Source organism: Actinocatenispora rupis (assembly GCF_016861975.1).
Lineage (GTDB): Bacteria > Actinomycetota > Actinomycetes > Mycobacteriales > Micromonosporaceae > Actinocatenispora > Actinocatenispora rupis.
In genome coordinates this window covers 116787-129292 of record NZ_BOMB01000012.1, presented here as the reverse complement: position 1 = coordinate 129292, position 12506 = coordinate 116787, and the positions used below count along the sequence as shown (strand labels likewise).

Genomic DNA, 12506 nt, shown 5'->3' with positions numbered 1-12506 from the left:
TCAGTCCCGGTACCGCGCGGCCGGCGGGCTCGGCGCCGGCCCGAGCACCGTCAGCCACCGGTCGTAGATCGACTTCCAGGTACCGTCGCCGCGTATCTTCGCCAGCACCCCGTTGACGAACCGCACCAGGTCGGTGTCCGCCGAGTTCGCCGCGATCCCGTACGGCTCGCTGGTGAAGCGCGGGCCGACCACCTTGGTGTTCGGGTCCTGCTTGGCCAGCCCGGCGAGGATCGCGTTGTCCGTGGAGATCGCCGCGACCTGCCGCTGCTGCAGCATCACCAGGCAGTCGGTCCAGTCGTCGACGGCCACCGGCACCGGCTTCGCCGGGTCGGCCGCGATGGCCCGGATCGACGTCGAACCCTTGGCCGCGCACACCTTCCGCCCGCCCAGGTCGCCCAGCTTCGTCGCCGTGGAGTCCTTCAGCACCAGTACCCGCTGGCCGGCGTCGAAGTAGTCGGTGGAGAACGCGACGTCCTTCCACCGCTCGCAGTTGATGGTCATGACGTCCGCGACCAGGTCCACGTCGTGCTTCTGCAGCACCGGGATGCGCTGCGCCGACGTGATCGTCTTGTACTGGATGCGGTCCGGGTCGCCGAAGATCGCGCGCGACACCTCGCGCAGCATGTCCACGTCGAAGCCCTGGATCTTGTTGGTGGCCGGATCCCGGAACCCGAACAGGTACGTGTTCTGGTCGACGCCGACGACGAGCCGGCCGCGCTTGCGGATCCGCTCCATCGTGCTGCCGGCCGGCATGTGTCCCGGCGACGGCAGCGACCCCGGCCGGTAGCTGGCCAGCGGGTCACCGCACGACGTGTCGTCGCCGGGCGCCGCCGGTACCTTCGCCGGGTCCTGCACGCCGGCGGGCCGCGGCGGACCGGCCGCCTGCCGGCTCGTCGGCAGCTCCGTCGACCCGCAGCCGGCCGCCGCCGCGAGCAGCGCCGCCACGCCCAGTGCCGCCACGATCCTGCGCACCGTCACCCGCCCGTTCATCGGTACTCCGCCGCACGTCGCTGGATCCCCACCGCGGCGCCGACCACGACCACCACGGTCAGCAGGCCGAGCCCGACCGCCGCGCCGGTCTGCGTACCGTCGGCGGCGTCGGCGGCGCGCCCGGACCTGCCGTTGGCCGCGTCGATCGCGCCGCCGAGCCTGTCGTCCAGCGCACCGAACGCGGTCGCCGCGCTGCCCTTCTCCGCGCCGATCGCCAGGTCGACCGCCTCCGGGTAGCGCCCGCCGTCGTCGAGCGCGCGGACCTGCCGGTGCGCGCCCCGCCACGCGGCGACGTCGGCGACCGCGCCGTCCAGCGCCCGCCGCATGTCCGCGTCGGCCCCGTCGTACGCCGCGCCGAGCAGCCCGCCCTTGCCGTCCCTGCCGACCAGGTCGGTCATCCGCCGCTGGAAGTCCCGCTCGAACGACGCGCCGTTGCCGCGGGCGACCAGGGTCAGCGACTCGTCCGCCCGTGCCTGCAACGCGAGCAGCCGGGCCTGCGCGAACGTCTGCACCTGCGCGGAACCGTGCGTCTCGCCGTCGCGCAGGTCGGCGGCGAGCGCGCCCCACGAGACCGTCAGCCACAGCAGGCCGAGTACGGCGGCGACGGACGCGGCCAGCAGCCCCGGGTTGACCAGGCGGTTGGTGCGCCGGGTCAGCCAGACCTGGCCGACCACGAGCCCGGCGAGCAGCAGCAACCCGAGCGGCACCGCCACGAACGGGAACAGCGCCGCGCCGTCCCGGTCGTCGGCGAGCTGCGCGGTCTCCGCCCGGTACAGCCGCTGCGCGGCGGGCAGCAGCTTCTCGCGCATCAGCCCGGACGCCTCCCGCAGGTACGCCGCGCCGAGCGGCAACCCCTGCCGGTTGTACACCCGGGCGGTCTCGACCAGGCCCGTGTAGACGGGCAGCTGGGTGGTGAGCTGCTCGACCGCGTCGGCGTCCGCGCCACCCGAGCCGGCGGTGGTGGCCAGCGCCTTCGACGCGGCCGCGATGTCCTTCTGGTACCGCCGGGACGCGGCCGGCGTCTCGATCCCGCCGGACAGGAACGCGGTGGCCGCGGTGGCGTCGGCGTCCGACAGCGCACGGTAGAGCTGCTGGGACTGCACGGTCAGCGGGCCACTGCGGGTGCGTACGTCGTCGACCAGCCCGGACCGCTGGAGCACCCCGCTCACCGCGGCGACCCCGAAGCCGAGCCCGAGCAGCAGCGCCACGACGAGCAACCCCGTCAACCGCCCCGGCGTACTCCCGGCCCGGGCGGACAAACCGCGGCGGGCGGAGGCGAGGACCGGGGTGCGAGGGGAGGCGAGGGCGGTCATCGGGCCGCCGCCGGGGGACGGGTCCGGACGCTGACCGATACCAGGTCAGACTCGCAACGCATCGACGCCCTCCCGCATGTTTTCGGGCCAACATAGCCGGTCGTGTCAACATCAGCGCTCCACCTACGGGACGACTCCCGTCGGCCTCTGGTAGGGGGTCGGACCTGGCTCCGTCGTGTGATGGGGACATACCGGCCGGGCCCGTAGCTTCCGCCTCGACCTGATCGACGAGTACCGGAGGACGGGCCATGCTCACCGTCGACGACGTGACCCAGCTGTACGTCAAGCACCACGAGCAGTTGCGCGAGGTACGGGAGGAGCAGCGCGCGCTGCTGCGCGCCCGGCCCGGGATGCGCGCGCAGCTCGACGACATCGAGGCGGAGGTGACGTACCTGCTGCTGCGCGACCGGCGGCCGACCACGGTGGTCGAGATCGGGTCGCTGCACGGCTGGTCGACGAGCTGGCAGCTGCGCGCGCTGCGGGACAACGGCGCGGGCGCGCTGCACACGTACGACATCGTCGACCACGCGCGGCGCAACGTGCCGGACGAGCTGGCCGACCGCTGGACGTTCACCCAGGGCGACGTACGCACCCGGCGGCTCCCGTCCACTGTGGACTACCTGTTCCTGGACGCGGCGCACTCGGCCCGCTTCGCCCGCTGGTACACCCGGGCGCTGCTGCCCACCCTCGACCCGGGTACGCCGGTCAGCGTGCACGACGTCTTCCACGGCCGCCGCGCCAAGCCGTACTCGGAGGGCTCGGTGCTGCTGCGCTGGCTGCGCGCGGCGGACACGGGCTGGTTCACCGCGTCGGCGAAGCGGGCGCCGCAGACGTACCGGCTGGTGCAGGAGTGCCGGGCCGACCTCGGGCTCGGTGACCCGGTGCACCCGGGGCGGCACAACCCGATGATCTGGTTCACCCGCCGCTGACGCCCGCGTACCGGCTGCGTGGCGGCGGTGCGGCGCACCTTTAGGGTGTCCGGCATGGCGCTGTCGAACCTTCCCCGTCACCCCGTGTCGCGCTGGTTGCTGGTGCGCGGGCTGCCGCGGGACCCGTCCGCGTCGCCGCACCTGACCGCGATGCTCGTCGCCGCGGTCAGCACCGTACTGCTGGTCCGCGGTGGCCTCGCCCTCGCCGGGTACCCGCAGGTCGGCGGCGGCGGGCTGCACATCGCGCACGTGCTGTGGGGCGGGCTGCTGATGATGGTCGGCCTGGTGCTGCTGCTGTCGTTCGCCGGGCCGGTGATCCGGCCGCTCGCCGCGGTGCTCGCCGGCATCGGCATCGGACTGTTCATCGACGAGGTCGGCAAGTTCGTCACCAGCGACAACAACTACTTCTACCGCCCCGCCACCGCCATCATGTACGTGGTGCTCGCGTGCCTGGTGCTCGTCATCCACGCGGTGCACGGGCGGCGCCCGCACCACCCGTCGGAACACCTGGCCGGCGCGGTCGACCAGGCCGTCGCGGGGGTCGTCGGCGGGTTCACGCCGTCCCGCCGGGCCGCCGCCCGCCGGCAGCTCCGCCAGGCCGGCGACGCGGCCGGTACCACCGAGGCCGCCGCCCTGATCGCGGCGATCCCGGCGGACCCGGTCGAGCTGTTCGACCCGTTGCGCCTGGTCAACCCGCACCGACTGGTGGTACGGCTGCGCCGGGAGGTGCACGGCCGCGGTCGGCTGGCCCGGGTTCTGCCCACCATCACCTGTGTCGTCCTGCTCGTCCAGATCGCGTACTCCGGCGCCCAGTTCGGCGTCCGGCTGTTGACGCGCATCACCGCGCCGCCCGGCCCCGGCCCGTGGGACCTGCCCCCCGGCCCCATCCCGCTCGCCCTCGGCCTCGCGTCCACGATCGCCTGCCTGGTACTGGTGATCTCCGGGCTGCGCCTGCTGCGCAGCGACCGGTACCGCGGGTTCCTCCGGTTCCACCGCGCGCTGCTGGTGAACCTGCTGTTCACCCGGGTGTTCGAGTTCGACGTGACGCAGTTCGCGGCGACCGTCTCGGTACTGGTGGACCTGGTGATGCTCGGTGTGGTCGGCGCCGAGCTGGCCCGGCTGCGCCGGTCCGCGGAGGAACCGGTCGCGGCCTGACCGTCGGGCTCAACCCTTCTGGGTGGACAGAAACCGGTAGCGCCACAGGGCGCCGTCGTCGCTCGGCTGGTCGTCGCGGCGGTAGTTGAGCCGCCAGATGTCGGGCAGGCCGTCGACGGTGCTGTCGACGGTGGTCATCTCCAGATGGGGGGCCGGGATCCGGCCGTCCAACGGTACGGTGATGCGTTCCCCGTCGCGGGGTCCGCCGACGAGTTCGATCTCCACATCAGGCATCAGTCCGCCCTTCCCGCGCGTCGGCCGGGGGACAGGCCCCCGGGGAGCATGGCGGGCGATCGAGCGCCACCCGCCCTGGTGGAGCGGCCACCTGTTGGCGGCCATGCCGGCCTTCGAGGGCGAGGCGGGCGGAACCGGTCCGCACCGGTCGACCTCTCGTACGAGCGTAGCGGCGGGAACGGCGCCGTCCGCCCGACTTGCGGCACGCGCCGTTGCCCGAGTCACAGCAGGTCGACCCCGCCCGGCCCGGTGTCGTGTATTCTTCCGGTGTTGCAGTCGTCTGTTTCCCCGAACGTTTGGATGCGCACGCGGGATTTGTGACAGCGGGGCGTCTCGTTTTTCGGGAAGATCTCTCCGAAGGGTCGATGGTTCCCGCCGCAACAACGCGGCCACGCGGTGTGGACGCGGTCCGTTCCACAAGGAGAGTCATGGCACAGGGCACGGTCAAGTGGTTCAACCCGGACAAGGGCTTCGGCTTCATCACGCCTGACGGCGGCGAGCCGGACGTCTTCGTCCACTTCTCTGCCATCGAGGGCTCGGGCTACCGGAACCTTGAGGAGAACCAGCGCGTCGAGTTCGACGTGACGCAGGGCGCGAAGGGCCCGCAGGCCGAGCGCGTTCGCGGCATCTGAGCTGGTCTGAACCAACACGGCACGGCCCCGGTCTTCCGAGACCGGGGCCGTTTCGTGTCCGCTGGCGCGCCCAGCCGGCTCAGTTGGCGGGCCGCGCTGGCGCCGCCGTACGCCGGCCCGTTGCCCGTCGGGCCGGCGCGGGTGTCCGGCTAGGCCGCGTCGGCGACCGGTCGGCGCAGTGGGGCCCCCACGGCGTGCAGGTGGTCCAGCGCTTCCCGGTACGAACGGAACAGTCCGGTCTCGTAGTACGAGATGCCGTATTCGGTGCAGAACTCGCGGATCACCGGCTGGGACCGCCGCAGGCTGGGCCGCGGCATGCTCGGGAACAGGTGGTGCTCGATCTGGTAGTTGAGCCCGCCGAGGACGAAGTCGGTGAGCCGGCCGCCGCGGATGTTGCGCGACGTGAGCACCTGGCGACGCAGGAAGTCGACCTTGTCGGCCTTGCGCAGCGTCGGCATCCCCTTGTGGTTGGGCGCGAAGCTGCACCCCATGTACAGGCCGAACAGGCCCTGCTGGACGGCGGCGAAGGCCAGCGCGTGCAGCGGCGACATCACGAACAGCAGCACCGTCACGTACCCCGCGACGTGCAGCACGAACAGCGCGACCTCCAGGGCCTTGAGCCGGCCGGACGGACGCAGCAACGCCTTGATGCTGGCCACGTGCAGGTTCAGGCCCTCCAGCAGCAGCATCGGAAAGAACAGGTACGCCTGGGATCGGGTCAGCCAGTTGGCGAAGCCACGGCGACCTTCCGAGTGGCGTTCGACGAACACGAGCGCGCCGGGCTCGACGTCCGGGTCGTGGTCCTCGTCGTTGGGGTTGGCGTGGTGCTTGTTGTGCTTGCTGATCCACCAGCCGAACGACAGGCCGATGGCGAAGTTGCCGTGGATGATGCCGGCCAGCTTGTTCAGCTTGTGCGACGCGAAGATCTGGTGGTGGCCGGCGTCGTGGCCGACGAACGCGATCTGCGTGAACACCACCGCGAGGAAGCCGGCGACGATGAGCTGGTACCAGGAGTTGCCCAGGAGGAAGACCGCGACCCAGCCGGCGGCGAACAGGACCGCGTTGACGGCCATCTTGACCGCGTAGTACCCGGTGCGGCGGCGGAGCAGACCCGCGCTGCGGACCCGGCGGGAGAGTTCGGCGTAGTCGCTGCCGCGTTGCGCGGGCGGCGGCTCGGGAGCGGTCAGCAGTTTCGGGTACGACCTTGTCATCGTGGCCTCCGGCACGATTGTCGAGACGTGTCGTCCGGGCCAGACGCCACACGCCGCAAGCAGAGCTGGGTAGGGGGTCCGAGGGGCTCCGCGGCGCTGCCGAACAGTATGCACGGCGCGGTTGACCCTGCCCGCCGGGCCGACGAACCGGCAAGTTTCCGCGATCTGAGGACGCGACCCGGTACGAGCATCGATCATCAAGGATGACCGGCGCGTGGATGTCCTGACTGATCCACTTCTGTGTCATTCTTGACGGGAGATCATCCGGCCGGATCCCGAGTCCGAAGAGGTGGTGCGGGTGCGACGTCAACACACCCTGCTGGCGGATCTGGCTTCCCTACTGTTGTGCGGTGTGCTGGCCGGGGTTGTCGTCGCGCTGCTGGCGTTCCCCGGCTTCGGGTTGACCGGCCTGGCACTCAAGTCGGGCTCCGACGTGTTCGGCAAGACGCCCGACAAGCTCAGCATCCCCGAGCCCCCGCAGAACTCGTCGCTCTACGCCAACGACGGCAAGACGTTGCTGACGCAGTTCTACGCCGACGACCGGATGCCGACCGACATCGCGCACATCCCGACGGTCATGCAGCACGCCATCGTGGCCGCCGAGGACACCCGCTTCTACCAGCACCACGGCGTCGACCCGCGCGGCATCGTCCGGTCCCTGCTCGCCAACCGGCAGGCCGGCCGCGTCTCCGAGGGCGCGTCCACCCTGACCATGCAGTACGTGCGGAACGTGTTGATGTACTCAGCGCAGACGCCGGAGCAGTTGCAGCAGGCGACCGAGCAGACGATGGGCCGCAAGCTGCGCGAGATGCGTTACGCGCTGGCGCTGGAGCGCAAGTACACCAAGAGCCAGATCATGGAGCGCTACCTCAACATCATCTACTTCGGGCACCAGGCGTACGGGATCAAGGCGGCGGCGCGGATCTACTTCGACACGACGCCGGAGAAGCTGACGCTGCCGCAGGCCGCGCTGCTGGCCGGAGTGGTCAAGTCGCCGGACGCGTTCGACCCGGAGAGCGGCGTGGACGGGCGGAAGGCCGCGCTCGCGCGCCGGACGTACGTGCTGGACTCCATGCGCAAGCTGCACTACCTGACCCCCGCGCAGGACGCCGCGGCGAAGAAGGCGCCGATCGGCCTCAAGTCCGGCTCGGTGCCGAACGGCTGCACCGAGGTGCCGAGCAACCACCCCGACTGGGGCTTCTTCTGCGACTGGTTCGTGCAGTGGTGGGACCAGCAGCCGGCGTTCGGCGCCAACACCGCGGAGCGCGAGATGAAGCTCCGCACCGGCGGGTACAAGATCGTCACGTCGTTCAGCCCGCGGGTGCAACGGTCCGCCGAGCGCGCCTCCACCGCCGTGTACTCGAAGGACAACAGCAAGGCGCTGCCCATCGCCGCGGTCCAACCCGGCACCGGGCGGGTCGTCGCGATGGCGGTCAACCGCAACTACAGCCTGGCCAGCAACCCGAACGGCTGGGCCAACCGGCCCAACACCGTCGACCAGCTCATCGCCGGCGGCGGCGACATCGTCGGGTACCAGACCGGGTCGACGATGAAGATGTTCACCATGCTCGCCGCGCTGGAGTCCGGCTACTCGCTGGACACCGGGTTCAACGCGCCCGGCCGGCTCGCCACCGGCTATCCCGTGTCGTCGGGCGGCTGCGGCGGCTACTACTGCCCGGTCAACGACAACCCGCCGTGGATGGACGGCTACCGCACGATGTGGACGGGGTACGGCCGCTCGGTCAACACGTACTTCGTCTGGCTGGAGCAGAAGATCGGCGCGGAGAAGGCCGTGAACATGGCCAAGCGGCTGGGCATCCAGTTCCGGGCGTCCACCGACGAGGCGCTGTCGAAGCCGGGCCGCGCGCACGGCTGGGGCGCGTTCACCCTCGGCGTCGCCGACGTGACCCCGCTCGAACTCGCCAACGCGTACGCGACGGTCGCCGCGCAGGGCATGTACTGCAAGCCGCTGCCGGCCACGTCCATCACCGACGCCACCGGCAAGGCGTCACCGGCCGCGAAGCCGTCCTGCCACCGCGTACTGCGGGCCGACGTGGCGCGGGCGGCCACCGACGCGGCCCGCTGCCCGGTCGGTACGCAGGGCTTCTACCACAAGTGCGACGGCGGCACCGCGAACGAGGTCGGCGCCATGTTCGGCAGCCGCCCGGTCGCCGGCAAGACCGGAAGCTCGGAGACCAACGCGACCGAGTCGTTCGTCGGGTTCACCCCGCAGATCGCCGTCGCCGGCACCGCCTGCACCCCGGACAACCCGTGGGACTCGGTCGGCGCCGGGATCTCCAGCTCGGTCGACATCGCGGTCGCGAAGACGATGCTCTCCGCATTGCGCGGCCAGCCGATCAAGCACTTCCACAGACCGTCCGCGACCATCGCGTACGGGTCCTGACGACCGGCGCCCGCGGTACCGACCGCGGGCGCCGGCGCGTCCACCGGGCCCCACGGTCGGGCCCGGCGGTCGGGTGCGGCGGGCAGGCTCCATGATCGGGCTTCGCGGTCGAGCCCAGTGGGCTGGTTACGCGATCGGGCCAAGCGGTGGGCCCAGTGGGCGGGTTCCGCGGTCGGGCCAAGCGGGTGGGGTCAGCGGCGGGCGAGGCGGCGGCCCGACGAGGTCGGCGCCGGCACGTACGACAGCTGGTAGTGCGCGTAGATCGCGGGTTCCTGATCGGCCGGCAGCTCGTCACCGACGCCGATGGTCGGTGACCCCTTGACGATCGCCTTCTCGTACGGGACGCGCAGGTCGTCGCGGCCCACCGCGGCGCCGTCCAGCGGTACCAGGGCGATCTTGTGGAAGCCGGGCAGGCCGAGCTTGACCGCCCCGAACACCGGCTCGTCGGACGCGGCGTCCACGTAGACGGCTTCCAGCGTGCCGATCTTCCCGCCGTCGCGGTCGACGACCGGGGCGCCCTTCCACTGCGCGATGTCCTGGATGCCGATCATCGACGAAACCTCCTGACCTGCGGTTATCCGTGGATATTGTCCCGCCTCGGCCGTACCGCCGCACCGGATCGTCACCGCTTGTTGGTATTGACCTCATCGTCCGGTCGGTGCTACCCAATGATCCACTTGCACGCTGCTTCGCGGACGAGACGGACGGAGCACCGAACATGACGAGAACCCCCCGCCGGCTGCTGCTGGCACTGGCGGCGACCGCCGTCACCCTCCTCGGTACGGCCGGCGCCGCGACCGCCGGTGCCGCGCCAGCCACGGGTACGCGGCTCGCGCCCGGTGTCGAACTGGACCACTGGCAGGTCGCCACCGCCACCGGTACGGCAACCGGCGAGGTGGTCACGGTCGACCTCGCCGACCCGCACGTGTCGGTCGACCTGCTGCACCCGACCGACGTCGCCGCCCGCGAGAAGGTGTCGGACATGGTTGCCGACGCGCACGCGGTGGCCGGAGTCAACGCCGACTTCTTCAACATCGACGAGTCGCAGCACCCGGGCGTCGCCGCGACCGGCTCGTCCAACGGGCCCGAGATCACGCACGGCCGCGCCCTCAAGGCCGCCGTACCCGACTCGCAGCGGTTCGGCCCCGCCATGGCCCCCGGTACGTCCACCCGCGACGTGATCGGCGTCGGCGTCGACGGCCGCGCCCGGCTCGGCACGCTCACCCTGGCCGGCACCGTACGCATCGGCGCGGACAGCCACCCGCTCGCCGGACTCAACCAGTACGCCGTGGCGCAGAACGGGATCGACGCGTTCACCTCCGACTGGGGCACCGTCTCCCGGCAGCGCGCCGTCTGCGGCTCGGACGTCAGGCGCGGCGACCCCTGCGCCACCGACACCGCCGAGATCTCCGTACGCCACGGTCGCGTCGCCGCCGTCGCCGACACGCCCGGTGCGGGCGCGATCCCGGCCGACACCACCGTGCTCGTCGGCCGCGAGGCCGGTGCCGACACGCTCCGCGCGCTGCACGTCGGCGACCCGGTGAGCGTGCAGTACGGGCTGACCGGTGGACGGGTACCGTTCCGCGTCGCGGTGGGCGGCGCCCCGATCCTGCGCGACGGCGCCGTACTCCCGGGCGTCGACGACAAGGTGTCCGCGACCCGTACGGCGGCGGGCATCTCCGCGGACGGCCGGCGCCTCTACCTGGTGGCGCTGGACGGGCAGGCCGAGGCCGGCAGCGGCCTCACCCTGGCCCGACTGGCCATCCTGCTGTCCGACCTCGGCGCCGCCGACGGCATCAACCTGGACGGCGGCGGCTCCACCACCTGCGCCGTCGTACTCCCCGGCACCGACGGGGTGACGGTCGTCAACAACCACCCGGCCGGCGTGGCCGAACGCGCCGTCGCCAACGGCATCGGCGTCTTCAGACACTGACCGCCCCCGGCGGTCCGCCCGGCGCACCTGCCGGCGGGCCGCCGTACGGCGTCGTGCCGCGGGTCAGCCGGCGGCGAGGCGCTGCCGGTCCGCCTTCGGCAACCCGCGCACGACCAGGTCGTACGACCGGTCGAGCCACTCGACGAGCTCGTCGTCGGCGACCGCGTCGTCGAGCACAACGGTGTTCCAGTGCCGCTTGTTCAGGTGGTAGCCGGCGGTGACACCGGGATGCTGCTCGCGCAGCACGACGGCCAGCTCCGGGTCGCACTTGAGGCTGACCGAGCCGACCGGCCCGCCCAACGCCACCAGCGCGAACATCTTGCCGCACACCGTGAACACGGCCGCCTCGTCGCCGAACGGGTAGCCCTCGGCCGCCTCCGGCTGCGCCAGGCACGCCGCCAGCACCCGGTCCCGCTGCGTCCCCATCGCGTCCTCCCCGTACGTCGACCGGCCGTCACCCTCCCACCCGGGTACGACAGGAATCAGCGCGGGCCGGGTGCGCGGCGGATGACCTGGCCGAACACGCGCAGCGCGTCCAGGTTGCCGAGTACGGCGACCACGACCAGACCCCACAGCGGCAGGGACAGCGCCGCCGCCAGCGCACACACCAGCAGCCGTACGTCCCGGCGGAGCAGCCGCTGCGGCGCCCGCGGAGCCACCGCGTTGATGTACGAGATGAGCAGGCTCGCGGCGGCGGCGGCGAACGCCCAGATCCAGTCGGCGGGGCGGCCACCGGCGGCGAGCGCGAGCCCGGCGAGTACGGCGAGGTCGGCGTAGCGGTCGAGGGTGGTGTCGAGCAGCGCGCCGCGCCGGGACGAGCGCAGGCCGATCCGCGCGACCTCGCCGTCCACCCCGTCGAGCGCGTTGCCGGCCTGGATCAGGACGCCGCCGAGCAGCATCGTCCACCACCGCCCGCCGAACCCGACGACCGCCGCGCCGGCCACCGCGACCAGGAAACTGGCCAGCGTCAACGCATCCGGCCCGATCCGCATCCGGGTCAACAGCAACGTCACCGGGCGCGACAGCGGCCGGTTCAGGTAGCGGCAGACGAGCCCGTCGGTCGGCTTCGGCCCGTACCGCTGCCACAGCGCGCGTCGTACCCGGCGCAGGTCGCCCGGCCCGGCGAGGGTGGTGGCGAAGCCGGCCGCCGGCGCCAGCGGCCCCTCCGGTACTCCCGCGAACGAGCCGGCGTCCGCCGCGGCCGTCGCCGTCGCCGCGTCCACCACCGCCAGCGCCGCGTCGGTGCAGCGGACGTCGCCGCCGTGGTCCGCCAGCGACCGTACGGTCTCCGCGTCGAACAGCGCGTCCCCCGCGACCAGCAGGTACCGTCCAGCGGGCAACGGACCGCCCGGCACGTACGCCGAGGCGCCGAGCCGGCGCGCGGCATCCAGTACGGCGGGGCCGCCGGTCACCAGCACCCGCGGCACGCCCGCGGATCCGAGTACCGAGATGGCGCGGGCCAGGACCGTCGGGCCGCCGACCCGGACCAGCGCCCCCGGTCGGCCGCCGGGTGGTGGGTCCGCGGCCAGAACGATCGCCGCCGCCACCGGGTCCGCGTGCCGCTGCGCCACGCCCGGACCTGGTTCCGCGCTGCCCCGGGTCATCCATCACCTCCGCCGTGCCCGGACGCCACCGGGCACGGGTGGGCACGGCGGCGCCACAACGGATCTGTGGGATACCCATCGATCGTAGTCGTTGCGCGGCC

General features: G+C 72.4%; 12 protein-coding genes. 5 read left to right on the top strand and 7 right to left on the bottom strand.

All coding sequences use genetic code 11. The features are described from left to right. On the bottom strand, positions 1-990 hold the full coding sequence (locus Aru02nite_RS10970; protein WP_203657332.1) for a glutamate ABC transporter substrate-binding protein: 990 nt from the start codon (positions 988-990) through the stop codon (positions 1-3). Further along, the gene (locus Aru02nite_RS10965; RefSeq protein WP_203657331.1) at positions 987-2216 is read right to left on the bottom strand and encodes a GlnX family signal transduction membrane protein; all 1230 of its coding nucleotides are present in this window, start codon (positions 2214-2216) and stop codon (positions 987-989) included. The genes Aru02nite_RS10970 and Aru02nite_RS10965 overlap by 4 nt, the downstream gene beginning before the upstream one ends. A 335-nt stretch (positions 2217-2551) precedes the next feature. On the opposite strand from Aru02nite_RS10965, the gene Aru02nite_RS10960 reads away from it, so the two are divergent. Together Aru02nite_RS10960 and Aru02nite_RS10955 are read left to right on the top strand one after the other, a co-directional pair. Then, positions 2552-3232 (top strand): class I SAM-dependent methyltransferase, encoded by a 681-nt coding sequence (locus tag Aru02nite_RS10960; protein ID WP_203657330.1) that lies wholly within the window; start codon positions 2552-2554, stop codon positions 3230-3232. Positions 3233-3286: 54 nt separating this feature from the next. Further along, positions 3287-4387, top strand: a complete 1101-nt coding sequence (locus Aru02nite_RS10955; protein ID WP_203657329.1) for a hypothetical protein — start codon at positions 3287-3289, stop codon at positions 4385-4387. 9 nt (positions 4388-4396) lie between these two features. On the opposite strand, the gene Aru02nite_RS10950 is transcribed toward Aru02nite_RS10955, so the two are convergent. Then, entirely contained in the window at positions 4397-4621 is a 225-nt protein-coding gene (locus Aru02nite_RS10950; protein WP_203657328.1) for a DUF8847 domain-containing protein, read from the bottom strand. Between the two features lie 428 nt (positions 4622-5049). Here Aru02nite_RS10950 and Aru02nite_RS10945 point away from each other — a divergent pair, with 428 nt between their 5' ends. Next, entirely contained in the window at positions 5050-5253 is a 204-nt protein-coding gene (locus Aru02nite_RS10945) for a cold-shock protein (RefSeq protein ID WP_030444326.1), read from the top strand. 149 nt (positions 5254-5402) lie between these two features. On the opposite strand, the gene Aru02nite_RS10940 is transcribed toward Aru02nite_RS10945, so the two are convergent. Beyond that, positions 5403-6464, bottom strand: coding sequence for a fatty acid desaturase family protein (locus tag Aru02nite_RS10940; RefSeq protein ID WP_203657327.1), 1062 nt, complete (start codon positions 6462-6464; stop codon positions 5403-5405). A 298-nt stretch (positions 6465-6762) separates the two neighbouring features. Between Aru02nite_RS10940 and Aru02nite_RS10935 the strand changes: the two genes are divergently transcribed. Further along, a complete protein-coding gene (locus tag Aru02nite_RS10935; protein WP_203657326.1) occupies positions 6763-8868 on the top strand; it encodes a transglycosylase domain-containing protein in 2106 nt (701 codons plus the stop codon). Positions 8869-9059: 191 nt separating this feature from the next. Here the strand turns inward: Aru02nite_RS10935 and Aru02nite_RS10930 are convergent, their stop codons facing one another. Then, on the bottom strand, positions 9060-9419 hold the full coding sequence (locus tag Aru02nite_RS10930) for a PRC-barrel domain-containing protein (RefSeq protein ID WP_203657319.1): 360 nt from the start codon (positions 9417-9419) through the stop codon (positions 9060-9062). A 167-nt stretch (positions 9420-9586) separates the two neighbouring features. On the opposite strand from Aru02nite_RS10930, the gene Aru02nite_RS10925 reads away from it, so the two are divergent. Continuing rightward, on the top strand, positions 9587-10801 hold the full coding sequence (locus tag Aru02nite_RS10925) for a phosphodiester glycosidase family protein (protein ID WP_203657317.1): 1215 nt from the start codon (positions 9587-9589) through the stop codon (positions 10799-10801). Between the two features lie 63 nt (positions 10802-10864). On the opposite strand, the gene Aru02nite_RS10920 is transcribed toward Aru02nite_RS10925, so the two are convergent. Together Aru02nite_RS10920 and Aru02nite_RS10915 are read right to left on the bottom strand one after the other, a co-directional pair. Beyond that, on the bottom strand, positions 10865-11227 hold the full coding sequence (locus Aru02nite_RS10920) for an MmcQ/YjbR family DNA-binding protein (RefSeq protein WP_203657315.1): 363 nt from the start codon (positions 11225-11227) through the stop codon (positions 10865-10867). Positions 11228-11283: 56 nt separating this feature from the next. Then, the gene (locus Aru02nite_RS10915) at positions 11284-12405 is read right to left on the bottom strand and encodes a CDP-alcohol phosphatidyltransferase family protein (protein WP_203657313.1); all 1122 of its coding nucleotides are present in this window, start codon (positions 12403-12405) and stop codon (positions 11284-11286) included. Between the last annotated feature and the right edge of the window lie 101 nt (positions 12406-12506).